Here is a 25,275-nt window from a genome sequence, read left to right on the forward strand (position 1 = left end):
AGCCGGTCTATCAACGGGTCGGCTGAATTGCTTTTTAGGATGCCCGCAATGGTTCAGATTGAATCAACTTGCACTCTTTTGACAAACGATGGCTTCCTTGTTGAACTTCGATAATAATTTCATTCAACGTTTCACCACAAGTTAAGCACTCGGTGTGAAACAGATCTTGAATGGTGCAGCATCCGGCACAATAACTCCTCTGATTTTTCATCGATGATCTCCTCCTTTTTTACTCATTATAATTGTGAAATCAGTAATGTTCTATTAGCTTGTAAGGAAATCTGACATTGTTTATTTGAGGCTTTGTTCAATAAGAGTAGTTTGAGGGGGAAATGCCCCCTCAACACAATTAGTTCCGCGCCAATTCCTTAAGGATTTTTTGTTCTGTTTCTTCCATGACACGTTCATTTTCAACCCAACCGTTCATCAAGATCGAGACGGCATATGTTTCGCCTGATTTTCCAGTGACGTAGCCTGTCCAGCAGCCAAGGCTCGAGAGCGTTTCGGCGATTCCGCTGCCGGTCGCTTTTTCTGGCAAAGATGAACGAAAGCCTGGATGGTTTTTCATCAGGCCGAGCGTCGCGTTAAGCTGATTGGCGCTCACCTGGTTATAACGCGTGGCACCGGAACCGTCATACAGATCGAATGTGGTGTTGATACCTTTGGCTTTCAGCAAGTCATACATTTTAGCGACGCCGTCACTCGTCCCGGCGACAGCCACGTTATCTTCTTGCCCTTTTCCAATCGTTTTCGTCAGCATTTCCGCATAAAAGTGGTCGTTCGTTTTGTTCATCGTTGAGATTAACTCGTTTAACGGTTTCGAGCGTACCGCTTCAATTTTTTCGGCATGTTCAGGAACCGAACCGATTTTCACCTTGCTTTTCGGATCAACGTGAATTCCGGCTTCTTTCAATTTGGCTTTAAAGACATAGCCAGTGTAAAGAGCGGGCTGTTCGATTGCGATCGCGATCCGTTTCTTTTTCGCGTTCAATGGCAGTTGTCCCCGTACGGTAATGATATTTTTTCCGCGTTCCCGGTAGGCGGAAAGCGTCTCTTTTCCGCCAGAAGGGACGGTAATGGCTTCATTGACGATTTGGACATCCTCCGTTTTTGGTTCTTGTGATACGACAACTGGTTTTCCTGTATGTTTTCCTGGTTGAATGTTGATGGCGACCGTTCCCCGGTTTACGCTTAATGCGCTTATTTGCGGATATGCGCTATTGTCTTCTTCATCCCACGTCCAGCCGAGCGGATAGCGTTCACTGTCGAAAGCACTTTCGTCAACAACGATATCGCCTTTCACTTTTTTGATTTTTACTTTCTTTAAGGCCAGGGCGAATCGCTTAATCTGTTCCGTTGTCAAAGAAGGGTCGCCACTGCCTTTTAAGATGACATCCCCATTCAGTACTCCAGAACGTCCAGCGTTCTTCGATACATACAAATCAGTTTCGTAGCGGAAATCCGGTCCAAAGTATTCGAGTCCCGCAAGCGTTGGCCAAATTTTTACGGCTGAACCGGGCGTCAGCAGCTTGTCTTCATTTTGCGCATAAAGCACGTTATTTTGCCGAAGCGATTGGATGATGATTCCCATCGTCACCCCTTTTAAACGGGGATCATGAATAATCGGGCCGATCTTTTCTGAAAGTGGGTAGGCAGGGCTTTTCGGCTGAAAATTGGTTTCCGGCGCTTTTAGATCCGGGTATTTGGCGAGCAAGACCCCGACTTTGTCCTGGAAGTCGATCGCATATTTTGATTTATAAATGCCGTTCATCAAGATAGCGAATGCAATCTGGTCGCCATTTTTAGCCTTCACGAACCCGACCATGTTGTTGACGCCTGACATGGAACCGGTTTTAGCTTGAAGATTGTTTTCCGCTTCTGTTTTCTTCATCCGGTTTTTCAACGTTCCGTCTACACCTGCAATAGGAAGAGACTTTTCAACGAAAGGCCAATAGCTTTGTTTTTTGACATAGCGCAAAAAGGCGAGCATGTTGTTCGGAGAGACGAAATTTAAACGGGAAAGCCCGGAGCCATCGACCTGGCTATAGTCACCTTTCAGCCCCGCTTGTTTTAACAGATCTCCCACGACCTGAACACCTGCCTGAAAACTCCCTTTATTTTCAATTTCTTTGCCGACGGTTTTTAAAAACATTTCCGCGTAAAAGTTATCGCTTTCTTTATTCAAATGGGTAACGAGGTCGCATAGCGGTTTGGAGTAGTGGACGGCATCCGGCCTTTGTTTTTTCGTGACAGTCTTTTTCACTGCTGTTTGAGCGGATAGATGGATATGATGCTTCTCGGTAAGCTGTTTGACGACATTTCCGGCAAATAAAGCGGGATCTTCGATTGTGATGCTTTCGCTTGCTGGCTCGCTGTTCTTTCCGATTGTTCCGCTAATTGTAATGACATTTTCGGTGCGCTGGCGATTAAATGTCACATCGTCTTTCGATCCATCGACGACGTGTGCCTCATTGACGATTTTTACATTATCGCTCTCCGGTGAGATGCTTACTTCAGGACGTTGGCCGATAGCTTTCCCGCGAGCCGAAACTTCCAGATCGACAACGTTTTCATTGACAGATAAGGCGCTAATTTGTGCACTGTAATACCACGGTTCGTCATCCCACATCCATCCTTTGCCGAGCCGTACATTATCAAAGCGGCTTTCATCAACAAGGATGTTTCCCTTTATCCGTTTCAATCCTTTTTCCTGCTGCAATTGATCGATCATGCCATCGAGATCTTCTGTTGTAAGGGAAGGGTCGCCATAGCCTTTAATGATAAGATTGCCATGAAGGGTGCCATTCTGTGACAGCTTGCCATCCAAATAAGCTTCTGTTTTAAATCGATAGTCTGGTTTCAAACGATCGAGAGCGGTCGCTGCGACGAAAAGCTTAAGCGTGGAGGCGGGGACAAACGATTTTTCAGCATTGTGCGAGTAGAGCAGCTCATTTTTTGACAAATTGTATATGGTAACTCCCGCCTGGATGCCTTTGCTGTTTTCGTCATTTTCGAGCTTCAGCAAAAGTTGGTCGATATTGTCCGTTAATAGATGTCCGTCAGACCCAGCAGCCATTGAAGGCACGGCCAAAAGCTGAAGCACGAAACAGAGCATAATCACAGGAAACAGTGCCAGCCGAACATTCTTTTTCATAATTTTCCTCCCATCTACTATATGTATCACAATATAATTGTTTAATTATTCTACAATAATCGTGAGGTTCCTTCGAAAATGTGGAAATCGGGTAAACAAAAAAAGCAGAGAACAATTCCCTGCTTTTTTAAGTACATATTATTGTGCGGTATAGCCTCCGTCAATGAGCAGGCTTGTACCTGTAATAAATGAAGCATCGTCGCTTGCTAGGAACAGGACGGCTTTTGCGACTTCTTCCGGTTTTCCGAGACGGCCGAGCGGATGAAGGTCAACTAATTGTTGCTTCATTTCAGGGTCAGCCCCGGCAATTAATGGCGTGTCAATATATCCAGGACAGACCGCATTCACCCGAATTCCTTCTTTTGCATACGTAACGCTTAGCGTCTGCGTCAATAGCTTTACTCCACCTTTTGCGGAGGAGTAAGCGGTAACCCCGATTTTTCCTGCAAAACTATGAATCGATCCGGCGTTAACAATCACTCCGCCAGTCCCTTGTTTAAGCATTTGCTCGATCGCGTATTTGTCGGAAAGAAAAACGCCGGATAAATTGACATCGATCGTCCTTTTCCATTTTTCAAAAGTAAGCTCGTGCGCAACAGTATCATTGGCAATGCCAGCATTCGCAAACATAATATCCAATTTTCCATATTGGCTGACGGCTTTTGCGATCATTAGTTTAACGTCTTCTTCTTTTGTGACATCCGTTTTGACAAATAATGTATCATGTCCATCGGCGTTCAGCTGATCAGATAGTTCCTGTCCATGTTCGGAAAAATCAGCAATGACCACTTTCGCTCCTTCGCAGGCGAAGAGGCGGACGGTCGCTTCACCAATCCCGCTCGCGCCGCCGGTTATGATTGCTACTTTATCTTTAAGTCTCATAATTGTTCACGATCCTTTCTAAATGGTTACATTTCTATTGTACCGCCGCCATTTTAAAATACTATCCCGCAAAAAGCTGTATAATAAAAGGAGATATACCCTTCATTTATAGGGGCATAAGGAGAAGAGACTGTATGGGCAGTGCATTTCATGAGCATGAAGAGATGACGTTTGAGCATTTCGTGTTATTCGTTAAAAGCCACAAAAGTCAAATTGAAGGAAATGTGAATGTTTATTTAAAGCTGGAACCGTCTCTCTCAGACCTGGATCGGAAAATGATTGGAACGATGTTGGAATCATTTATTCAATTCTTGACTCATCCAAACATTGAAGAAGTGCATCTTGATTACGATCAACATTTGGACACATGGATGCAATCGCATTTGTCAATTATGACTACAGTACGCTTCAACTTTTTTCGGATCATCTTTGAAAAATCGCTCATCACGCTAATGGTTCAAATGAAATATAACCGGACTGCATCCGTCATGATATTTCTTTTATCAATTTTTTCCCGCCTGGTCCAAAGTTATCATCAATGGGGAGATGATGAATCAAGGAGTTCATATGTAGACTTCGAAATAAATGCAGAAGTTCGCCGATTAAAATTATTGTACAAGCTGGATGAACGATTAATTCGGTCTTCGGGAACTAAAGATCTTGCGGAGGATTCTAAAAGGGTGTGAAGAACTATTCGATTATAAACGCTGCGTTTTTTATGCGTATATTCCATGGTCTAATGAATTTTATGGTGTGATCGGACCGGAATTGTCAAAAGTACAAAGCATGAAAGGGCGTCTTAGCATGAAGCTGCCTTTTACGACTGTTATTAACACGAAAAAGCCGTTATTTCTGAAGAATCCCCGCTATTATGTTAATGAGGAGCACATTGAACTGTTTAACTTATCATCAGTCGTATTTGTGCCGATTGTCCATGAAGGAAACGTATTTGGCTGGGTTACGTTTGATCAAATGGGGGAAGAATTTGACTGTTCAAAAGAGGAACTGTCCTTGCTCGGTGAAGCAGGGGAACGGATTGGGCTCTACTTAACGAGAATGGAGGATGAAGTATCAAGCGGGCCTAAACTTCGGTTGACGGAACGTGAATCCATGATTTTGGAATTGCTCGCCGATGGGTATGACAACAAAAAAATGGGGGAGTTGCTGCACTTGAGTGAACATACTGTCAGAGATTACGTACGGAGCTTGATGACAAAGTTTAAAGCGAAAAATCGCACGCAAGTTGTTGCAAGCGCGTTTCGCCTTGGCTTGATAAACTGAAAAATGCATCACGTTTTTGGGCCAGATTGCAAAAAAAAAGAACCGAAACCAACCTGCTTCGATTCTTTTATTTGCTCAATGTTGTTAATTGGTCAGCCGTGCCCTGAATGATGACAGGCTTTTTTTCGGGGTCCATCCACTTCAGCAATTTTACAATATTCTCTTCGGATACGGCCGTGCATCCGGCGGTCGGGCTGTTTGGCCCCGGCCAGATGTGAAAGAAGATCGCACTTCCTTTTCCTTTGACAATCGGGTCTTCGTTGTAACGGATAACGGCCGCGTATTTATAGAGCGGAATGTGCAGCCGTTCAAACGACTTCCACTTTTTGTGCGGATCTCCTTTGTAAACTTTCCACTGATTATAATCTTTCGAAGTTACATCATCAACCCAGTAATCATGTTCCGTCGTCTGTTGATAGGGAAGCTTCATGCCAGAAGGCTTCGCTGCCGTCCCGAAGCTCCGATCAATAAAATAAATGCCGGCTGGAGACTTCATTCCGCCTTCATGCATATCAAACGTAATCCCTTTTTTCCCGATCACAGCAGGCATCGAATACACCTTTTCCCATTTCCCGCTCCGGTATTCGTAAGCGACTAACGAGGCGTGAAACCCGGTTTCCGACTTTGCCGTCACAATGATCGCCTGAGTTGCTTTTTTATCTTTCCGCACCTTTTCCAACAGCCGCTTTTCAACAGCCGGCTTGCCGGATGCTTTAACGATTGGAACAATAATGCCAATAATCAAGATCAACATTACAACCAACGCCATAAAATTCCGCAAAAAAATCCCTCCCTCAACTACTAATAGTATACCAGTCTAAGAGAAGTAGAATGATTCATCTTAAAAATAAAGATTCACAACAAAAGGAATAGGTCTATTTACCTATAAAAGGAGGTTGAAAAAATGGATCTGTTTCTAAAAAACGGATATTTTTTAAAAAAACTATTAAATATTGACAAAAAGTGTCGATATAAGTGGTGTAACAAAGAAAACGGGAGCTATCTCGTGTGATAAAATGCCTATTTTTATAGAAGTATTTACTAAGATATAGAAAAATATAACTTAAAAATGACGAAAAAAGCTGGCGTTTTATCAGATTTTGTTATATCATATGAAATGTATTCCAAAGTTACTAGTAAATTACTATTTTTAAATAGTATTTTCCTAGTATAAAAGTACTATCTGTATACGAAGAAATGGTTATGAAAATTGTTGGAAATCCATGTAGTACATACCATATGGCGATTTTGTCCATTGAAATCATGGTAATCTAACAATTTTTACAAAATAACTTCACACAAATGGAAGGGGATTTGAAAAATGGACAAAAAGAAAGCACTGAAGATCGCAACAGCGACTTCCGTAGCAGCAGGTGCATTCGTTTCTGCGGCTCCAGCATCCTTTGCGGCATCTTCTCAATATAAAAAAGCAGACGATGCTGTTAAAGCGGCAGAAAAAGAGGCTGCAAAATTAAAAGAGAAGTATTATCCAAAGTCGAAGAAGTTTAGCTTCACAAAAATTAGCACTACAGCTACTGAGTCTGCTTACTCTAAAGCTATTAAAGAAGTAAACAAACTAGGCTCAAAGGACAAAAAGAAATTTGAAGGACGCCTTTCCGGGGTTAAGAGCAACATCACTTACGCTAAAGGCTACAACACTGCAATTGACAAAGGTTCTGCACTAGATAAAGCAACTAAAGCTGCTAATGACCTTGTGAAAAAGTATGATGCGAAAAAAGCAGATGCTGCATTAAAATCCTTGAAATCGGCAATCGACGCTTTCAAAGGCGCTGTGGCAAAAGGGAAAGTTTACGGCATCCCTGCTCGTGATGCATTCAACAAAAAGTACCTTACTCCAGCTGACAGTGCATATAAAGCGTTAGACAAGAAGATTAAAGATGAAAAAGCTTATGCTAAAAAGTTAGAAGAAGCAACCAAGAAAGTTGAAGCTCTTGAAAAAGCAGATCTTTCTACTTATGACAAAGCATTGGAAGCTGAAAAATTAGTTCAAGAAGCAAAAGATGCAGTGAAAGACCTTCGTACAGCAGATAAAGAGAGATTAACAAAACGTATCAATGCGGCTGAAGCGAAGATTCAAGAAGCAAAAGATTTACTTGCAATTCCACAAGTTAAGTCTGTTGAAGCTGTAGATGCTTCTACAGTGAAAGTCAAGTTTGAAAAAGCGGTAAAACGTGAAGTGAAATACAACCTTGAATCACGTGGGAAAGATGGAAAGGTTGATAAAACATATGCAGTTTCCTCCGTTTCTTTAAATGAAGACAAAACGGAAGCTACATTGAAGTTCGAAAAGCCTTTAGAAGACGTTGAAGGAACTACCCTATTTACGGTTCTTAAGGATACAAAAGATAAAGTTTTAGCTGAAAAGGACTTTGTATTCGAAACTGTAGCTCCTGAAGTGAAAGAAGTAACAGTTGCTAAAGACGGCGGTAAGACACTTGTCGTTAAGTTCAATGAAAAGGTGAAAGAAACTTCAGATAAGAGCCTTAAAGTTGAAGTGAAAAAAGACGGCGGCTTACTAGATGTAGGTTTGGCATCAATTAACGAAGACGGACAGGTTACGATCGTTTCTAAAGATGGAAATGCCTTTGCAGATGGAGAATACTCCGTTAAAGTAGAGGGAGTTTCTGATTTAAGTGGAAAGGCACTATCCGAAAAGAATTCAGCCAGCGTTAAAAAGCTTTCTGTAGCGGATAAATTGGAAATTACGAATGTTGGTCTTGCGCCTGCTGGAAACCAGCAAATTGCTTACAAGATTACAGATAATTACGGTGTGGAATACACTGATGCTTCTAAATTGGCTTCAGGTAAAATTACAGCAGCTTCAGCCAAAGTTAAATCAACAGGTGTTCCACTTGATGTGAAAATAGCTGATGATAAGAATGCCACTTTCAGTGCGGCAAATTTAGCTGAAAATACAGAAGTTGAAGTTTCTGTAACGTATAAAGCTGGCGATGTGACAAAAACCGCTACAAAAACATTAACGGTTGGTAAAGCGGCAAAAGCATCTGCAATTAAAGAGCTTGCAATTTCTGAAACAAAAGCTAAAGATGGTTCTTCCGTTGATGTTGCGAAAGAAGGATTTGTTCTCGGTAAGGTAGATTCATTTAAATTAACTGCTAACTTACTTGATCAATATAACGGTTCTTTTATTCCTTCTGACGATGAGTCTACTAAAGATGTGAATGAAAGCAAAATCGTTACATGGACAACTTCAAATAAAGATGTTGTTGCTTTTGATGGAGCTGAAGGTGAAACAGTAATCAATAATGATGTAAACAGCAAATCATTTAAAGTAAAAGGTAAAGGTACAGCTGTTGTTACAGCCTACTTACCAAATGGTGCGAAAGCTGAATATACGGTTACTGTTACACTAGCAGGAGTAAAAACTATTGCAGCTCCAGTATCTACAGATGTAAAAGATTTTGTAGATCAAGAGATTACGAGCGGATTTGCATTTACGGATGACAATGGAAATACAGATACGCTTAAACCGTTAAAAGATGATGTTTCATTTGTGGTTAAAACAGCGCCAGCTGGTGCTTCGGCAAGTGATCTTACAATTACAAACCTTGCAAACGACAACGGTACGTTTAAAGGAATTAAAGTCAATGCGAAAAAACCTGGCCAATATACCGTCACAATGTCTTATGGTGGCAAAACAGCTGACTTTATCATTAATGCGTCCAAAGATACAAATGTAGTAAAACTTGCAAATGTAGCTGACTTCAAATTGAAGAAAGACGCTGCGGAATACAAGTTCGATGTAACGGCACTTAATAAATATGATGAAGTTCTTGATGGACCAAAACAAGCTGACTTAGAATTAACCTGGTATGATGCAAATGGCCAAAAACTAAGTGACACTCCATCTGATATTACAGTTAAGCTTTATACTGCAGACGGCAAAGAAGCGACTGCAAATGATAAAGTTGCTAAAGTTGGGCTTGTATTCAATGGTTCTGAAGCGAAAAAATACACGTTAGTAACAAGCGTAAAAGGTACTATTGCATCTGACTCAGCTGTAGTAAATACGGTTGTTCCAGGAGTAAAATCTCTAAGCATTTCTAAAGGAATTACTTCTGCAGATAAATTAGTAGTAGGCGATACTGACAAGCAATATGTTGACATCACAGTAAAAGATGAAGATGGCGATGTCATGCTCGATAGTACTGCTGTTATTAAAATTACTGATACAGCTGGTAACAGTGTTAAAAATGATTTTGTAAGCTACGTTTATAAGCACGTTGCACAGGATGGAAAAGTATCTTATAACGATACAAAAGCTGGTGCTGTTGGACTAGCATTAGCGTTTGACCCATCAAAAGTTTCAAAAGCAGGAACTTACAATGTTTCACTTGAAAAGACTGTTGGATCTACAACGGTTAAATCAAATATTGTTAACGTTGTAGCAAGAGAATCCCGTGTGCTATCCAACGTTACTGTATCTAAGACAAATGTCACAACGACACTTGGAACAACTGCTTCTGTTGTTGTTACTCCGGTTGACCAATATGGAGATGTTGTAAATGTTGGTACAGATGCAATTAATCTTACAGCAGCAAATGGAACGGTGACTAAAGGTGAAGTAACAGAAGTAACGAAAGACGGCAAATTGACTGGTTATAAAGTAGAATTAAATGGTGCTAAAAAAGGAACAGAAAATGTTACTCTTGAAGTTGGAACTGGCGATGCTAAAAAGACAGTTACTTTATCTGTAAACGTAAAAGCTTCGGGTGAAGTATCTACCCTTAAGTTCAATAATGACGCAGATAACAATGGAGTATTAGATGTATCTTTACATGACACTGTAATCGGTGATACTGATACGTATAATACAGTAACTCTAGATCTTACAGGATACGACTCCAACAAAAATGAAGTTGTTGTAAAAGCATCTGACTTTGTTTGGGATCAATCCGGTTTACCATCATTTATCACATTTGATACAGCACAAGGTACGTTCTCTGTTGATCCAAGTAAAATTGGGGAAACTCATACAGCACAAGGTACAGTTAAAGCTTATCAAAATGGCCAATTAGTTGGTTCTATTAAGATTGACTTTACTGATGCAGAGCCAACTATTAAATCCATCTCTTTTGCAGATAGAGATAAATCTCAAGAGTTAGCTGTTGGTAGCTCAAAAGACCTTTCAGCAATCACATTAGTAGCAAAAGATAATTATGATCAAGATGCGTCTCCGGCTGTAAAGGCAAGTGATATCAAGAACTGGGCATCCAGTGACACTTCGATCGCAACAGTAGAAGACGGACAAGTAATTGCAAAAGCTGAAGGAACAGTAACAGTTACAGGTTCTTACAAAGGACATGTTGTTACTTTCACTGTGAAAGTTGTTAAAGCAACAAATTAATATTCTTTAAATAAGTACAAACTCGGCTTTACTTGCCGGGTTTGTGCTTTTTAAATTTATGAAAAAAACAGAAATCAAAATTCCCCAAAAACAAAACGAGGAAAAGTTTTAAGAAAAATTAAAAGAAATGAGTTACCTTTCAAAAATTGAATATTTCAAGAACAATTTGTTGCAGTATGAGCATTTTAATAAATCTGATTCAAACGGATATGGATTTGTTATGCTTTAAATTTAATTCGGATAAAGGATCACTCTATCTAGTAAAACGTTTTGATATATGGCGTTTTTCTTTATCTAGGCCCCTTTGAGTGTTCAACTAGTTTTTAAAATACCTGTATAAATATTTCGAAAATCATATACAGGGAATGTATGTTCTGTTATAATAAAAGTAATATTACATAGTTTGGAGGAAAAGGATATGGAATGTTCGCTTGGGGATGTAACCATTCATTATGAAACGCAGGGAACTGGCCGCCCGATCCTTATGATCCACGGATTTACGCCTGACCATCGGCTTATGACCGGCTGCATGGAACCTATCTTTAAGGAAAGGGAAGGCTGGAAGCGGATTTACATCGACCTTCCGGGAATGGGAAAAACAAAGGGATCTCCGCAAATTGAGAGCAGTGATGATATGCTTGATGTCGTGTTGCGTTTTATTGATGCCGTCATTCCGAACGAATCTTTTTTAGTGGCCGGCGAGTCCTATGGTGGATACATCGCACGGGGCATTATAAGCGAAAGGAAGGAATACATAGATGGGGCGGCCTTCATTTGCCCACTGATTATACCTGAAAATGAAAAAAGGACGCTTCCCGCTCATCACGTTCTTTACCGAGATGAGGATTTTCTTGCGAAGTTGAGCAAGGAAGAAAAAGAGGAATTCACTTCAATATCCGTCGTGCATGACGAGTATAATTTCAACAGGTATCGCGATGAAGTTGCCTCAGGATGCAGCATCGCGGACGAAGAATTTTTGGCAAAAATCCAAAAGCGATATGGATTTTCTTTTCCTGTCGATGAGCAGTTATCTTCTTATGATAAGCCCAGTCTGTTTCTGTTTGGGCGCCAGGATTCGATCGTAGGATTTAAAGATGGATGGTCGCTTCTTGATAAATTTCCGCGGGCAACTTTTGCGGTTTTAGACCGTGCGGGGCAAAACCTGCAAATTGAGCAATCCACTATGTTTACGTCATTGATTCACGAGTGGCTGGATCGCGTGGAAGAATCGAAATAAAAAACAGCGGTCGTTTTAAACAATCGCCGCGCTTTTTTAACCTGGCATTAGCGCTAACGTCCGCTTAGGTAATGAAAAGTAAAAGAGTCTCAGCTGTTAGTTAAGATGGTGACTATAACCGACATTTTTTTGGATCACTATTAAATATTGAAATTAGGGTACTTGGGAAAAGTAGAAATGTTACAGAAGGAAAATACAAGAATGCTGAGGGTTATTCAAGACAATATTATGAGTCCACATTTGGTATTAGATGGGCGGGTATAGTTTTAAAAAGTGTTACTGTTGAATGCTATGTAGGTTCTACAGTTACATGAAATCTTTATGGTGGAGCAATAAGGAAATAAAGAACAAACCGTATAGAAAAAATTCTATACGGTTTGTTACTATTTAGAATTATTAGAGAAAGCACTATCAAATTCTTTACAACATATGTTATTATAGGGCTATTTAGTAAATAAGAGGATGAAAAGTTCTTGAAAAGATGAGTATTGGAACTTTATCTGGAACTACGGCTTATTTTTTTACCAATTAATAACATGCGCTTTGTGGGTAGTGGCAGTTACGCGATTACCCCTATATACTGTTCTCGACGAAATATTGGCAAGATCCAATATAGGGAGGGATTAAAATGTATTTAAAGTTTATACGAATGTTTTGTCTTTTTCTTTTTCTCTATTTTATGGCAGCATTAACAATCAATTTCTTTTTAGAAGTGAATCTATCCGCCTATTATTTATATTATATATTGGCATTTATTATTGGATTAGTAGTACTTTTTATTTATTTAACCTATTTAATAAAAAAAGGTTAAAAAGATGTTTAGAGGTCTGAGATTTATATTTTGGTGCTTTTTTATTTCAATGAACATAACGCCAGCTATTGGAACCGGCCAAAAACAAAAAGCCTATATTCGGTCACATGAACCGATACGGGCTTTTTTTCGTGGATCAACTGTTTCTTTATCCAAAAATCATTTTAATATTCCCCCTATTGTTTCATTCATAATAATTTCATAGATTTTTCAAGATAGTTTTATTGATATAGTCTTCATAATTGGGAACACCATAGTCACACATATCCTTTACTTTATAATCATCATCTAATCGTTCTATACGTCGCTCAATTTCTTCGAGACTTCTTCTTTGCAATCAACGACGTTAACATAGGGGATTAGTTCAAAGTACCCGTTTCAATATACCAAAAAATCATTTATAAAAAGTACAAGTATTAATGATAATACGGGGCTTTACGCCTCGTTTTTATTATGTTATCCAATTATTTGAACAAACTTGTACATTTCGAACCGACCCCAACGTTACGTTTGTTGTTTACGGCACGGGCGCATAGAATTATAAGCTGTAGGCACGAGAATAAATGATTCATTGAAAGAAGTAATAAAAGAGTAGTAAGGAATTGCGAAATCCTTTATTATAAAATTAATAGGAGTGTGAAAATGGAAAAACAAATTTTAGAATTGCTTACGAAAATGGATGCTAGATTTGAAAAAATGGAAGAAAAGATTGATAAGCTGACTGAAAGAGTCGAGTTATTCGAGAAGCAAACAATCGGGGCATTCAAAGAAGCAAACAACCGTTTAGACTTACAACATGAAAAGTTAAATTAAGCCATTGTAAGTAAATCAGATGTCAAGTTTTTAACCGATAAGATTTACCAACTGGAAAAAGAAATCTTCATCATGAAGAATCCACAATAAATAAATGAAGCACTGGAAATAGACCAGTGCTTTTTCTTTTGTATCTTTGAAAACCCCCTCCTGTGCAGGGGGTTCCGGAAAGCTTTTAGCTATGGACAATTAATGCCGAAAGAAAGAGAAACATTTGGATTAAGAGAATTTAGCGGTCGAATTGAAGACATTCTATCTGAAAAACAAAGGGAAGTGGCACATATCATCCTCTCTACGCTCTATAAAGGAAACAACAATATAAGATGGCCAATATTAAAAAGAAAGCCTTTGAATAAGTTTTTAGTTGAACGGCTTGATGAGACCATTGAATGTTTGCATGGTTATGGCATTCTTCTCTTTCGTAAAGAAAGATAAGGCTTAAAATGAATGACTTCCAAATTATTAATCAACTATTAAATCAAGATTCTATACATGAGGAAGTGAAAAATGTACTCGTTAAAATGAAAAATGAAGGAAAAAAGCGGAGCAAGAAAATCTTTTTTCTGTGATCTTTTTTGAAGGAAAAATAAAAAAACAGCGATCGTATTGTAAAACGATCGCTGTTAAGAAGAGATTAGACGCTTGTTTTATTCCGTTTCACCAGGAAGAAATAGCACGAAATGGCGGCAACTTCGGCAGCGGCGATGACAATGCCCATTGGAAGGGCGGTGTGGCTGCCTCCAAGTCCGACGAGCGGTGCGGCGAGTGCGCCAAAGATGAAAGGAAGCAAGCCGAGCAAGGCCGAAGCGCTTCCGGCTGTCTTTTCCTGGCTTTGCATCGCCAGCGAGAAGCTCGTCGTCGAAACGATGCCGACACTCGAAACAACAACAAACAACGGAATCACGACCCCGATCAGCCCGCAACCGGCTAGAATCATTGTAAAAAGAATAAGCCCTCCGAGTGTCGCAATGCCGAGGCCGGTAAAAAGAAGCCTTGATTCCCTTATCCTCCCCGCCAGCTTGCCAGTTAATTGGCTGGCAATGATGATGCCAATTCCATTGACTGCGAAAAATAGGCTGAACCCTTGAGGCGACACGCCAAAAATATCTTGGAGGACGAATGGCGATCCGGATATATAGGCAAACATGGCGGCCATCACCAGTGCCTGCGACCAGGCGTACCCCATAAAAACGCGGTCCTTAATCAAGTCACGGAAGGTCGACAGCGTATTTTTTATGCCACCCGCCGCTCGCCGTTCCACTGGCAATGTTTCTTTTAAACCGAAAATGACGGCAGCAAGCATCACTGCGCCAATGAGGCAAAGAACGACAAAAACCCCTTGCCATGGGACAATTTTCAATAACTGGCCGCCCACAATCGGTGCCAGGATCGGAGCCACTCCGTTAATAAGCATTAAAAGTGAAAAGAATTTCGTCAATTCCGTTCCAGAATAAAGATCCCGGACGATAGCACGGGAAATGACGATGCCAGCGGCTCCGCATACCCCCTGGACAAACCGGAGGACGATCAGTACCCAGATGGATGGACCGATCGCGCAAAGCAATGAGGAGGCAGCATATAAGGCAAGCGAAATAATGAGCGGTTTTCGCCGCCCGCGAACATCGCTCACCGGCCCGACGACAATCTGGCCAAGCGCAAGCCCTAACAGGCAGGCGGTCAAACTAAGCTGGGCAAGCGAGGTTGTCGTATGCAAGTCTTTTGTCAATGTCGGCAATGAAGGAAGATACATATCGATGGAAAGTGGTCCGAATGCCGACAAAGAGCCGAGAATGAGGGCGATCCACAATCGGCGTGAACGTGACATGTTATGCGTATATGCTTCTTTTGATTGGCGCAATACGTTGTTCATCTATCATTTCAGTCCTTCCCCATGTTTATTTCAATAAAAATTTCTAACTATTATACTACAACTATAAATTAATTAGTTAATTTTTTTATAATTTCCGAGATCGTAACTTCTGGAAACGTCAGAGGACCTTCAAAAGTGAAGGTCCTCCCATTAAGAAAATTGTTCCTTATATATGCTTTCCATTTTGTTGCGGCCGGCATGGATGTCCTGGTGAAACTGAATGGCCGCATTGCTGCGAATTTTTCTTACCTCGTCTAAGGCGTTTTCAAGATGTTTGTCAATCGCCGAATCCGCCGATTGGATCGTTTCTTTTGCGATCGACAAACCTGCGACAAACCCTTGCGCTCTGGCGACTTTGGCGCTTTCAATGCCTGTAATGTTTCCGGCGACGTATAGTCCTTCAAGCGGTGTTTTCATCCGTTCATTATGGACAGGCACATGGCCGCCGAGTTCTGGAAAATAATGAAATGGACAGCCGGCGACAGCCGCAAGTTCAGCAAGCGGATAAAGCCCTCCGGCAATACAGACAAAGTCGACATCCATCGTTTGCTCGCTCCCTTCGATCCTTTTTCCATCGGGAGTGACGCTGCAAATAGTGACGGATTCTACTTCTTTCTCTCCATTAATTTGAACTGCCGCCTTCCGGAGATGGATAGGGATGCCCCACATTTTTACCCCGCTTTTCGGATAAAAAGTGAGAGCGAGTTTTTGCATCCAATTGGCTCTGGAGAGTTTGCCTCCCATTCTTAGAAATGCGGATGGCGCCAGATGGGAAATACGCAATAACGATTGCATGACTTTGCGGGGATTCCCGGCATCTTTGGTTATCGGGTTAACAGGGGGCAACACCATTCCGACAACGTCGCCGCCCGCCAGCTGAAGTTCACGGGTAATCGCCGCTGACAGCACATTGATGCCAATAACGATCCCTTTCTTTCCAGGGCGGACGCGGTGCACATTCGTCATGACCTGGGCGGCTCCAATTGACATGACGCCTGGAAGCGTCCAGCCGGGAACGGGTGCGGGGGTCTCAGCGGCACCGGTCGCAAGCAGGAGCTTAGGTGTGTCGATTCGCTCTTTATTCGTGTGGACACGCCAGCCTTGTCCCACTTCTTCAATATGATGGACGGATACACCACACCATATGTCGACACCGAGTGCTCTTGCCTGTTCCACTAAAATGTTTGCTTCCTTGATTCCATTCCACCACGTGCCATCAGGCTCCTGGTGAAGCTGGCCAAGAAGGCGGCCGCCCGGTTTCATGAATTCATCGATGACAACGACTTGCAAGTTCCATTTCGCGCAGGCGATTGCAGCGGATAAACCGGCTGGCCCTGCGCCGATTATAACGGCATCATACATGGCGGGCAATCTCCTTTCGTTTTAAAGGAGTAGGTTGGCGTTTTCCGCTTTCAATTACCATTCCGTCATTAATTTCTGTCAAACAACTACGGACGCCGGGTTGCCCATTGACCGTCACGCGGCATTCGAAGCAATGGCCGATATTGCAATAGATCCCGCGCGGCGTTTCTTTTTCTTCGTGGACGCGAAGCGTTCGGACACCGCTGGCTAAAAGGGCGGCGGCGATCGTTTCTCCTTCAAATCCTTTATACTTTTTCCCGTCGAACGTAAAATGAACGGCATTTCGTTCAGGCATCGTCCCGAGGACCGGATGATGGAGAATGCGGCGATTATTCATGGCATCCGCCTCCTAACGTTTGGAATGAAACCGGCCGGACGGGTGGCTGGTATTTCAAAGGAATCTGATCTGGCGTTTGATTTCCCGTCGCCTCCATTAAAATGGCATCGATCGCAAAACGGCACGTCCGTCCGCCACAATAGCCCATTCCCGCTCTAGTGCGCAATTTTAGCTCCCGGGCCGAACATTTATATTCTTTTGCCGTATTCGTTAATTCTTCAAGGGTAACTTCTTCACACCGGCAAATAACGATTGCTGAATCTTTCATTAAAAAATCCTCCTTCATTGATGGCTTTAGGGCTTCATTTGCCTCTAATGAAAGTAAGCATGCAAGAATTAAGCCAACTTGAAGGAAGAAGAATCGGCTACATGGCGGGGGTCTTCATTCGGTAAGTAGAAGTCATCTTCGGCAAATATTCAAGCTTCTTTATTCGGTAAGTAGAGGGTCATCTTCGGCTAAATGCCAAGTTTTTTCATTCGATTGTAAAGAGTGGCCCGGGTGATGCCGAGCTGGGTGGCCGCCGCTTGTTTATTTCCATTTTGTTTTTTCAACGTTTCCAAAATGATTTTCTTCTCATAGTGGCCAAGCTGTTTGCTTAGCGTCAAGGATGGATCGACCGTTATTTTTTCTTCGAAATGCAATGAGGATGATTCCGGACTGATTTGCGGTTCAGGCGTAAATGGCAAATCTTCTCGTTTAATATGGCCATCTGTCGCAAAGACGACAAGCCGTTCAATGGCATTTCTCAGTTCGCGTATGTTGCCGGGCCAATCGTAAGCTAGCAAATCTTGCATGATATTTTGCGAGATTCCATGCAATGGTCGATTATAGCGAACGGAAAATTCATAGAAAAAGTAATGGCTCAGCTCAATGACATCTTCATACCGCCTGCGCAAAGGAGGGACTTGGATGTTGACAATATTCAATCGGTAATACAAGTCTTCGCGGAACTTATTTTCGCTTACCATTTTCTCTATATTTTTATTTGTGGCGGCAATGATGCGGAAGTCGGCGTCAATTTCTTTCGTCCCGCCGACGGCAAAGTATTTTTTCTCTTGCAATACCCGAAGGAGCTTCACTTGCATATCTAAAGGCATTTCCCCGATTTCATCCAAAAAGAGCGTGCCTCCTCTGGCCAATTCGATTTTCCCTTTCTTGCCACGTGTATCCGCCCCGGAAAACGCCCCTTTTTCGTAACCAAATAATTCGCTTTCAAATAGGGAGGCCGGAATTGCCCCGCAATTGATCGGGATAAACGGGCTGCCGGCTGCTTCCCGCGTTTCATGAATCGCTTTGGCGAACAGCTCCTTGCCGACGCCGCTTTCCCCGAGGATCAAAACAGGGACCTCCGTCGTACACACTTTTTTTGCCCGCTCAATCGTTTCTTTAATAGCCTTGCTGCTTCCCCTGATCATTTGAAACGGGTCTTTGGAAGGGCTTAATTTGGACACTTTTTCCTCTAACTGAAGCATTTTTGCCGAGACGTTAAACAGTTCCTGATTAAGGCGGACTTGTCTCGTAATGTCTGTTTCGGAAACGACGGCTCCGACAATTTCATCATGCAAATAGACGGGGGCTGAATTGATGAGCACGGTTACATCTTCGCGCGGTTGGTGATGATGCTTGTTCAACGTTTTACCCGTTTTCAGTGTTTGCATAATTTCCAGATGGTCGATTGTAAAAAAGTCCGTAATCGGCTTTCCGACGATTTCGTTTTGTTTATAGGAAAAAATCCGTTCCGCCCCTTCTGTCCATACTTTAACGATACCATCTTTATCGATCGCCGTGACGGAGGCATCGATCGTATTGAGAATGGTTTTGAAAAAAACTTCGCCATATTGAAGCGCATGAAATAAATGCTGTATCACATTGTAGGCCGACAGGTAGCCCGCGATGCCGCCGTCTTGCTGTTTCACGATAATGATGTTGTTCTCTTTAAATAATGGGAGAATTTTCTCCACGGATTCATTCTCGTTAATCGCGGCACACGGTATCCAGCTTCTTTTTGACCGGTCAAAATAGGAAGATTCATCGCAAAGCGCCAGGAACATGTTGCGGGAATCTTCTTTTAAGATCGGTTCATCTTTCGTTGTCAGCAAAAGAAAATCCGTTTCCATCCATTCATGAAGAGAAGGCAAGTAACTAAACATCATTCATCCTCCCCTGAAGAAGTGCCAAATTTTTTATACGCTATAAAAAATATTTTACACTTTTAATAAGAAAATACAAATAATTTTGACACTTTGTAAACAAGTGGGAGAATGGGCAGTTCTATCGGTTGATCACTCTTTTGGCATAGATTTTGCAATTTTAATGGCGAGGGAAAGGGGGAGAAGTATGACCGCAAAGCAGCATGCGGAGATTGCCATTATTGGCGGAGGAATTATCGGCAGCGCGATAGCGTATTACGTTTCAAAAGCTGGCCTTGATTGCCTCGTTCTTGAAAAAGGCGAGCTTGTAAGTGGCACATCGTCCAGGTGTGATGGCAACATATTGGCGATCGACAAAGATCCGGGCTTTGACAGCCAGATGTCGTTAAAAAGTCAGGAGCTCGTAAGTGAATTAAGCCGTGAGCTTGATTTGCCGTTTGAATATCGGGCGCCGGGGAGTATTTTAGTGTGTGAATCAGAAGAAGAGATGGCGGCGGCTGAAAAATGGGTCGCTCGCCAAAAAGAAGCGGGATTGCGCTTTCGGATGTTGGACCGCTCCGATATTCGCCAGGAATCTCCTTATTTTGCCGACGATTTGCCTGGAGGATTGGAGTGCGAGACGGATTCAACCGTCAATCCTTATTTAATGACCTATTCCTTGTTTGATAAAGCGCAAAAATATGGCGCGCGCATTGTAACCCACACCGAAGTTAAGTCAATTACAAAGAACGGGAATTTTTCAATTGAAACAACGAATGGAACGTTTACGGCGAAAAAGGTTGTCAATGCAGCCGGAGTCTGGTCGCCGGTGATCGGCAAAATGGTCGATGTTAACGTGCCTATAAAGCCGAGAAAAGGCCACATCGTTGTCGCTTCGAGACAGCAGCCTGTTGGATTGCGGAAAGTAATGGAGTTCGGCTACCTTATCTCAAAGTTCGGCGGCAAGCGGCAAGTAGATGAAGAAACGAAAGAATATGGCGTCGCACTCGTTTTTGAGCCGACCGAAAGCCAGAATTTCTTAATCGGGAGCAGCCGGCAGTTCGTTGGATTCGATACGGAGGTTGATATGACCGTTATTAAATGCATGGCGCGCCGGGCGCTTCGATTTTATCCGAAAATCGCCGATTTTACGCTCATTCGCACATATGCGGGCCTCCGTCCATGGACGGAAGATCATTTGCCGATTGTTTCCCACGTAGAAGAAGTTCCCGGGTTTTACATTGCAGCGGGGCATGAAGGGGACGGGATCAGCCTGGCGGCGGTCACAGGGAAACTCATCGAAGATCTTATCCTCGAGAAGGCCGAAACGATCATTCCATATGAGCCGCTTCGCCACGACCGCTTTTCCTTTTTGACAGAAGGGGTGACATAAAGTGAAAGCGACAAAAGTGTTCCAGGCGATTGATACACATACAGGCGGAAACCCAACGAGGACCATCATTAGCGGAATGCCGCCATTAAAAGGAAAGACGATGTCGGAAAAAATGCTTCATATGAAAGAAGAGTATGACTGGGTCCGGACGTTTTTAATGTATGAGCCGCGCGGGCATGAAGTTATGTCCGGAGCGATCCTAACAGAACCATGCGACCCGCGGGCGGACTTCGGCGTCGTTTACATTGAGACGGGCGGGTATTTGCCGATGTGCGGGCATGACACAATCGGTGTTTCGACGGCGCTCGTTGAAGCGGGGATCGTTGATATCCAAGAACCAATGACGAAACTGAAGCTCGACACGCCAGCCGGTTTAGTTGAAGTATCCATTCGTATCGAGAACGGAAAAGCGAAGGAAGTGACGTTTTGCAATGTTCCTGCGTTTTTATTAAAACGTGTTGAAGTAAATGTTCCAGAGCTTGGCATGGTCGAATGCGACATTGCGTATGGCGGAAATTTCTACGCCATTACCGATGCGCGAAAGCTCGGGCTCGACTTAGTTCCTGCAAACGCTTTAGCGATTGTATCGACTGCTGTCCGCATTCGGGATGCGATTAATCGGTCAGCCGAGGTCGTTCACCCAGAAGCCCCATTTATTCGCGGGTTAACGCATGTAGAATTTTACACTGACCCGACGAACGAACAGGCCAATGTGAAAAATACGGTCGTCGTTCCCCCCGGGGGAATCGACCGCTCGCCATGCGGGACGGGGACGTGCGCGAAGATGGCGACATTGTATGCGCATCATGAACTGAACGTGGGTCAGCGTTTCGTCCATGAAAGCATCGTCGGCTCGTTATTTAAAGGGAAAATTGTCAGAACGACGAAGGTCGGCGAGCTAGATGCCGTCGTCGCTGAAATTACGGGCTCGGCATGGGTGATGGGGATGCATCAATTTTTTTATCAGCCTGAAGATGAATTAAATGATGGCTTTCTTTTAATTCCGCCGATGAAGGGCCATTAGAAAGGGGGGATGTGGGAATGCAATTCAGCGGGCACTTTTCAACGATTGACACGCATACGGCGGGAGAGCCACTAAGAATCATCACAAGCGGTGTACCTTTTTTACAAGGAAAAACGATGTTAGATAAAAGAACGCAATTTGCGGAGCATTTTGATCATATCCGGCAAACATTAATGTACGAGCCGAGGGGACATCACGGTATGTATGGCTGTGTCGTGATGCCACCGGAGAGCAGCAATGCCGATTTTGGCGTTTTATTCATGCGTAATGAAGGCTTTAGCACGATGTGTGGCCATGGGATCATTGCTGTTGTCACCGCACTTATTGAAACTGGCCAGCTCTATGTGAAGGGAGCGGACGAGCCAATCATTATCGATTCGCCTGCCGGACAGATCGTTGCTTATGCAGATTGCGCTGGAAGTGAAGTGAAATCCGTTACGTTTAACAATGTCCCTTCGTTTGTTTTTGAAAAGGAGCATGTACTCGAGTCGAACGTAAAAGCGGAAATCGCCTATGGCGGGGCGTTTTATGTCATCGTTGACGCGAAAGCCTTCGATGTACGCATCGAAATTGAACAACTGGCAAAAATCCAGCAAATCGCCAAACAAGTTAAGGAAGAAATCGAAAGAAAAGTAATTGTCCAGCATCCGCTCGAAAAGAAAATCAACGGCATTTACGGGGTTATTTTTACAGATGAACCGCAAAAGGAAAATTCGGATATGCGCAGCGTTACGATTTTTGCGGATCAGCAAATCGACCGCTCGCCGTGTGGTACAGGAACGTCAGCTCTCCTGGCCAGCCTCTATGAAAATGGGAAACTACAAGAGGCGACCCCGTTTGTCAATGAAAGCGTCATCGGGAGCCAATTTGTCGGAACGATTACTGGGACAGCGAGAGTGGGCGATTTCGAAGCCGTTATCCCACAAATTAAAGGTCGCGCGTTCATCACGGGACTTCATCAATTTTTCATCGATCCAGATGATCCGCTTAGTGCGGGGTTTTTATTAAAGTAAGCTGATTTGGTAACTTATCAATCAATTCAACTATTAAAAGGAGGATGGATATGTATACAAATTTTAAAGGCGCTTATCCCGTCATCGTTACACCGATGAACGAGAAGGAAGAAATCAACTGGGCAGGGTTGAAAAATAACATCGAATATTTTGTAGATGAAGGCGTGGCAGGCCTTGTCGTCAATGGAAGCACAGGGGAATTTGTCAGCTTAACGAAAGAGGAACGGTTCCAAGTCGTTGAAACCGCCGTCAAACAAATTAATGGCAGAATTCCTCTTCTCGTCGGAACAGCCGCAGAAACGACAATAGAAGCGATCGAGTATACCCAGCAAGCGGAAGCAGCCGGCGCTAGCGGGGCTCTATTGATCAACTCGTATTACGCCCACCCGAAAGAAGAAGAAATTTATGAACATTTTAGAGCGGTCGCCGAATCGGTCAGCTTTCCAATCATGATTTACAACAACCCCTTTACGTCAGGCGTCAATATAAGCACGGAAACGATTCTCCGTGTAGGTCGTGACACCGAAAACATTACCCATGTAAAAGAATCAAGCGGCGATATTCGCAAAGTCAGGGACATTTCAAGACAAGGAAAAGGGCATATTGAAACGTTTGCTGGAGCGGATGATTTAGTATTGGAATCACTGCTTGTTGGGGCGACAGGGTGGATTTCGGTAGCCGGGAACGCCGCGCCCAAAATCGTGACAGAACTCTTTGACGCTGTACAAACGAACGAAATGGAAAAAGCATGGGAACTGTACGACCGAATATTGCCGCTTTGCAGCTTTATCGAAGAGTCAGGAAAATATGTGCAAATCATTAAACGGGTCATGGACGTAAAAGGATTGGCAGGCGGGCCGTCCCGTAAACCGCGTTTGCCGCTAACTGCCGAAGAAGATGCAAAGCTGCAAGCAATTTTAGATGACCTATTCGTCTCACAAAAATAATTTAAAAAATGGAGGGAATCGTGATGTTAACGACAGAAATGAGCTTAAAGCCAAAAGTGAAAGCGTTTTTAGAAGGAAAATTGGAGCTTTTTATCGATGGCCAATTTGTGCCGTCCGTTTGCGGGAAAACCTTTGAAACATTAAATCCAGCGACGGAAGAAGTGCTTGCAGCCGTAAGTGAAGCGCAGGCAGAGGATATTGATCTGGCCGTTAAAGCTGCCCGAAAGGCATTTGAAGATGGTCCGTGGCCTAAATTAAGCACGGCTGAACGGGCCCACCTTATTTATAAGCTCGCGGATTTAATTGATGAAAACAAAGAAGAGCTCGCCCAGCTTGAGGCGTTAGATAACGGTAAGCCGTACGAGCTGGCGCTTAGTGACGACATTCCAGGAACGGTCGAGCATTTCCGGTATTTTGCCGGATGGGCGACGAAAGTGCTCGGACAAACGATTCCGATTTCTCCCGACTATTTAAATTACACTCGCCATGAACCGATCGGCGTCGTTGGGCAAATCATCCCGTGGAACTATCCGCTGCTTATGGCGGCATGGAAATTAGGGGCCGCACTTGCGACAGGCTGCACCGTTGTATTAAAGCCAGCAGAACAAACGCCGCTTTCTTTGCTTTATACAGCGAATTTGTTTAAAGAAGCCGGCTTTCCGGACGGCGTCGTCAATTTTGTCCCAGGCTTTGGCGAAACAGCGGGAGCCGCGCTTGTCAATCATAATGATGTCGATAAAGTTGCCTTTACAGGTTCGACCGTCGTCGGCAAGTCAATCATGCGCCAGGCGGCCGACTCGGTAAAGCATGTGACGCTAGAACTTGGCGGAAAATCACCGAACATTATTTTAGAAGACGCCAATTTGGATAACGCAATCAAAGGTGCATTCAATGGCATCATGTATAATCACGGACAAAATTGCAGCGCCGGTTCACGTGTGTTCATCCATCGAAAGCATTATGACGATGTCGTTAAGAAGCTGGCGGAGATGGCGAACAACGTTAAATTGGGACCTGGGCTCGACTCCTCTACGGAAATGGGGCCACTCGTCTCTAAAGAGCAACAAGAACGCGTCCTGCGCTACATTGAAAAAGGAAAAGCTGAAGGGGCAAGGGTTGCGGCAGGCGGCGAAAAGGCATTTGAAAAAGGGTACTTCGTCAAGCCGACCGTTTTTGCCGATGTGACGGATGAGATGACGATTGCGAAAGAAGAAATTTTCGGCCCGGTCGTCGCCGTTCTCCCGTTTGATGATGTCGAAGAAGTCATCAAGAGGGCGAACAATACGCCGTATGGACTTGCGGCCGGTGTGTGGACAGAAAACATTAAAACGGCGCACTATATTGCCAATAAGCTAAAAGCAGGAACGGTTTGGATCAACGACTACAACTTAGAAAATGCAGCTACCCCATTTGGCGGCTTTAAGCAATCTGGAATCGGCCGGGAAATGGGATCGTATGCGCTCGATAATTATACTGAAGTGAAAAGCATCTGGGTGAACTTACTGCAGGACTGATTTCGTCATGTATTTTGCCTCCAGTCCTCGTTTTTGTTCTTTTGATTGGTTCTATTGGACAAATTTTCGCTTTCAGGCGAAGCCACTGAAAAAGTTCCTTTTAATAAAAAACTAAAAT

Annotated in this window: 20 protein-coding genes; 11 read left to right on the forward strand and 9 right to left on the reverse strand. The window is 43.2% G+C overall.

What is annotated here, in order from left to right; translation table 11 throughout:
- Nucleotides 1-34: 34 nt before the first annotated feature.
- The 3 genes from H538_RS26300 to H538_RS0119400 form a co-directional block, all read right to left on the reverse strand.
- The gene (locus tag H538_RS26300) at nt 35-211 is read right to left on the reverse strand and encodes a hypothetical protein (RefSeq protein WP_154658038.1); all 177 of its coding nucleotides are present in this window, start codon (nt 209-211) and stop codon (nt 35-37) included.
- Between the two features lie 138 nt (nt 212-349).
- A complete protein-coding gene (gene dacB / locus H538_RS0119395; protein WP_026678981.1) occupies nt 350-3,154 on the reverse strand; it encodes a D-alanyl-D-alanine carboxypeptidase/D-alanyl-D-alanine endopeptidase in 2,805 nt (934 codons plus the stop codon).
- Nucleotides 3,155-3,292: 138 nt separating this feature from the next.
- Nucleotides 3,293-4,036, reverse strand: coding sequence for an SDR family NAD(P)-dependent oxidoreductase (locus H538_RS0119400; protein WP_026678982.1), 744 nt, complete (start codon nt 4,034-4,036; stop codon nt 3,293-3,295).
- A 134-nt stretch (nt 4,037-4,170) separates the two neighbouring features.
- Between H538_RS0119400 and H538_RS26850 the strand changes: the two genes are divergently transcribed.
- Together H538_RS26850 and H538_RS26855 are read left to right on the forward strand one after the other, a co-directional pair.
- Nucleotides 4,171-4,722, forward strand: a complete 552-nt coding sequence (locus H538_RS26850) for a hypothetical protein (RefSeq protein ID WP_245595275.1) — start codon at nt 4,171-4,173, stop codon at nt 4,720-4,722.
- Nucleotides 4,697-5,317 (forward strand): LuxR C-terminal-related transcriptional regulator, encoded by a 621-nt coding sequence (locus tag H538_RS26855; RefSeq protein ID WP_245595276.1) that lies wholly within the window; start codon nt 4,697-4,699, stop codon nt 5,315-5,317. Before H538_RS26850 ends, H538_RS26855 begins: the two co-directional genes overlap by 26 nt.
- 67 nt (nt 5,318-5,384) lie before the next feature.
- Here H538_RS26855 and H538_RS24560 read toward each other — a convergent pair whose 3' ends face one another.
- Nucleotides 5,385-6,098, reverse strand: a complete 714-nt coding sequence (locus H538_RS24560; protein WP_245595277.1) for a L,D-transpeptidase family protein — start codon at nt 6,096-6,098, stop codon at nt 5,385-5,387.
- Nucleotides 6,099-6,638: 540 nt separating this feature from the next.
- Between H538_RS24560 and H538_RS24565 the strand changes: the two genes are divergently transcribed.
- From H538_RS24565 to H538_RS0119440, 4 genes are all read left to right on the forward strand, one after another.
- A complete protein-coding gene (locus H538_RS24565; protein WP_035351675.1) occupies nt 6,639-10,706 on the forward strand; it encodes a hypothetical protein in 4,068 nt (1,355 codons plus the stop codon).
- Between the two features lie 418 nt (nt 10,707-11,124).
- Nucleotides 11,125-11,943: an alpha/beta fold hydrolase gene (locus H538_RS0119425; RefSeq protein WP_026678983.1), complete on the forward strand. Its 819-nt coding sequence runs from the start codon at nt 11,125-11,127 to the stop codon at nt 11,941-11,943.
- A gap of 1,453 nt (nt 11,944-13,396) precedes the next feature.
- Nucleotides 13,397-13,567, forward strand: a complete 171-nt coding sequence (locus tag H538_RS26305) for a hypothetical protein (RefSeq protein WP_154658039.1) — start codon at nt 13,397-13,399, stop codon at nt 13,565-13,567.
- A 192-nt stretch (nt 13,568-13,759) separates the two neighbouring features.
- A complete protein-coding gene (locus H538_RS0119440) occupies nt 13,760-14,002 on the forward strand; it encodes a hypothetical protein (protein WP_026678985.1) in 243 nt (80 codons plus the stop codon).
- Nucleotides 14,003-14,201: 199 nt separating this feature from the next.
- Here the strand turns inward: H538_RS0119440 and H538_RS0119450 are convergent, their stop codons facing one another.
- The 5 genes from H538_RS0119450 to H538_RS0119470 all read right to left on the reverse strand — a co-directional run bounded on the left by H538_RS0119450 (nt 14,202) and on the right by H538_RS0119470 (nt 19,290).
- Nucleotides 14,202-15,437 (reverse strand): multidrug effflux MFS transporter, encoded by a 1,236-nt coding sequence (locus H538_RS0119450; RefSeq protein ID WP_026678986.1) that lies wholly within the window; start codon nt 15,435-15,437, stop codon nt 14,202-14,204.
- A gap of 150 nt (nt 15,438-15,587) precedes the next feature.
- Complete coding sequence (locus H538_RS0119455; RefSeq protein ID WP_026678987.1) at nt 15,588-16,799, reverse strand: NAD(P)/FAD-dependent oxidoreductase; 1,212 nt, start codon at nt 16,797-16,799, stop codon at nt 15,588-15,590.
- Nucleotides 16,792-17,136: a (2Fe-2S)-binding protein gene (locus H538_RS0119460; RefSeq protein WP_026678988.1), complete on the reverse strand. Its 345-nt coding sequence runs from the start codon at nt 17,134-17,136 to the stop codon at nt 16,792-16,794. Before H538_RS0119460 ends, H538_RS0119455 begins: the two co-directional genes overlap by 8 nt.
- Nucleotides 17,129-17,404 (reverse strand): (2Fe-2S)-binding protein, encoded by a 276-nt coding sequence (locus H538_RS0119465; RefSeq protein ID WP_026678989.1) that lies wholly within the window; start codon nt 17,402-17,404, stop codon nt 17,129-17,131. The genes H538_RS0119460 and H538_RS0119465 overlap by 8 nt, the downstream gene beginning before the upstream one ends.
- 188 nt (nt 17,405-17,592) lie before the next feature.
- Complete coding sequence (locus tag H538_RS0119470; RefSeq protein WP_081412731.1) at nt 17,593-19,290, reverse strand: sigma-54 interaction domain-containing protein; 1,698 nt, start codon at nt 19,288-19,290, stop codon at nt 17,593-17,595.
- Between the two features lie 184 nt (nt 19,291-19,474).
- On the opposite strand from H538_RS0119470, the gene H538_RS0119475 reads away from it, so the two are divergent.
- Genes H538_RS0119475 through H538_RS0119495 form a run of 5 tightly spaced genes read left to right on the forward strand, consistent with a single transcriptional unit; the run spans nt 19,475 to nt 25,157 of the window.
- The gene (locus tag H538_RS0119475; protein WP_026678991.1) at nt 19,475-20,659 is read left to right on the forward strand and encodes an NAD(P)/FAD-dependent oxidoreductase; all 1,185 of its coding nucleotides are present in this window, start codon (nt 19,475-19,477) and stop codon (nt 20,657-20,659) included.
- Between the two features lies 1 nt (nt 20,660).
- Nucleotides 20,661-21,683 (forward strand): proline racemase family protein, encoded by a 1,023-nt coding sequence (locus H538_RS0119480; protein WP_026678992.1) that lies wholly within the window; start codon nt 20,661-20,663, stop codon nt 21,681-21,683.
- 17 nt (nt 21,684-21,700) lie between these two features.
- Nucleotides 21,701-22,696: a proline racemase family protein gene (locus tag H538_RS0119485; RefSeq protein ID WP_026678993.1), complete on the forward strand. Its 996-nt coding sequence runs from the start codon at nt 21,701-21,703 to the stop codon at nt 22,694-22,696.
- Nucleotides 22,697-22,746: 50 nt separating this feature from the next.
- The gene (gene dapA / locus H538_RS0119490; protein ID WP_026678994.1) at nt 22,747-23,643 is read left to right on the forward strand and encodes a 4-hydroxy-tetrahydrodipicolinate synthase; all 897 of its coding nucleotides are present in this window, start codon (nt 22,747-22,749) and stop codon (nt 23,641-23,643) included.
- Nucleotides 23,644-23,666: 23 nt separating this feature from the next.
- Nucleotides 23,667-25,157 (forward strand): aldehyde dehydrogenase family protein, encoded by a 1,491-nt coding sequence (locus H538_RS0119495; protein ID WP_026678995.1) that lies wholly within the window; start codon nt 23,667-23,669, stop codon nt 25,155-25,157.
- Nucleotides 25,158-25,275 lie beyond the last annotated feature (118 nt).

The sequence above is a fragment of the Fictibacillus gelatini DSM 15865 genome (genome assembly GCF_000430745.1).
GTDB lineage: Bacteria > Bacillota > Bacilli > Bacillales > Fictibacillaceae > Fictibacillus_A > Fictibacillus_A gelatini.

What these genes read in the sequence shown, in the direction of transcription:
- H538_RS0119470 (WP_081412731.1), bottom strand. Translation starts at nt 19,290, where the DNA reads ATGATGTTTAGTTACTTGCCTTCTCTTCATGAATGGATGGAAACGGAT.
- H538_RS26300 (WP_154658038.1), bottom strand. Translation starts at nt 211, where the DNA reads ATGAAAAATCAGAGGAGTTATTGTGCCGGATGCTGCACCATTCAAGAT.
- H538_RS26850 (WP_245595275.1), top strand. Translation starts at nt 4,171, where the DNA reads ATGGGCAGTGCATTTCATGAGCATGAAGAGATGACGTTTGAGCATTTC.
- H538_RS0119475 (WP_026678991.1), top strand. Translation starts at nt 19,475, where the DNA reads ATGACCGCAAAGCAGCATGCGGAGATTGCCATTATTGGCGGAGGAATT.
- H538_RS0119450 (WP_026678986.1), bottom strand. Translation starts at nt 15,437, where the DNA reads ATGAACAACGTATTGCGCCAATCAAAAGAAGCATATACGCATAACATG.
- H538_RS24565 (WP_035351675.1), top strand. Translation starts at nt 6,639, where the DNA reads ATGGACAAAAAGAAAGCACTGAAGATCGCAACAGCGACTTCCGTAGCA.
- H538_RS0119425 (WP_026678983.1), top strand. Translation starts at nt 11,125, where the DNA reads ATGGAATGTTCGCTTGGGGATGTAACCATTCATTATGAAACGCAGGGA.
- H538_RS0119465 (WP_026678989.1), bottom strand. Translation starts at nt 17,404, where the DNA reads ATGAAAGATTCAGCAATCGTTATTTGCCGGTGTGAAGAAGTTACCCTT.
- H538_RS0119485 (WP_026678993.1), top strand. Translation starts at nt 21,701, where the DNA reads ATGCAATTCAGCGGGCACTTTTCAACGATTGACACGCATACGGCGGGA.
- H538_RS0119400 (WP_026678982.1), bottom strand. Translation starts at nt 4,036, where the DNA reads ATGAGACTTAAAGATAAAGTAGCAATCATAACCGGCGGCGCGAGCGGG.
- H538_RS0119495 (WP_026678995.1), top strand. Translation starts at nt 23,667, where the DNA reads ATGTTAACGACAGAAATGAGCTTAAAGCCAAAAGTGAAAGCGTTTTTA.
- H538_RS0119460 (WP_026678988.1), bottom strand. Translation starts at nt 17,136, where the DNA reads ATGAATAATCGCCGCATTCTCCATCATCCGGTCCTCGGGACGATGCCT.
- dapA (WP_026678994.1), top strand. Translation starts at nt 22,747, where the DNA reads ATGTATACAAATTTTAAAGGCGCTTATCCCGTCATCGTTACACCGATG.
- H538_RS0119440 (WP_026678985.1), top strand. Translation starts at nt 13,760, where the DNA reads ATGCCGAAAGAAAGAGAAACATTTGGATTAAGAGAATTTAGCGGTCGA.
- H538_RS26305 (WP_154658039.1), top strand. Translation starts at nt 13,397, where the DNA reads ATGGAAAAACAAATTTTAGAATTGCTTACGAAAATGGATGCTAGATTT.
- dacB (WP_026678981.1), bottom strand. Translation starts at nt 3,154, where the DNA reads ATGAAAAAGAATGTTCGGCTGGCACTGTTTCCTGTGATTATGCTCTGT.
- H538_RS0119455 (WP_026678987.1), bottom strand. Translation starts at nt 16,799, where the DNA reads ATGTATGATGCCGTTATAATCGGCGCAGGGCCAGCCGGTTTATCCGCT.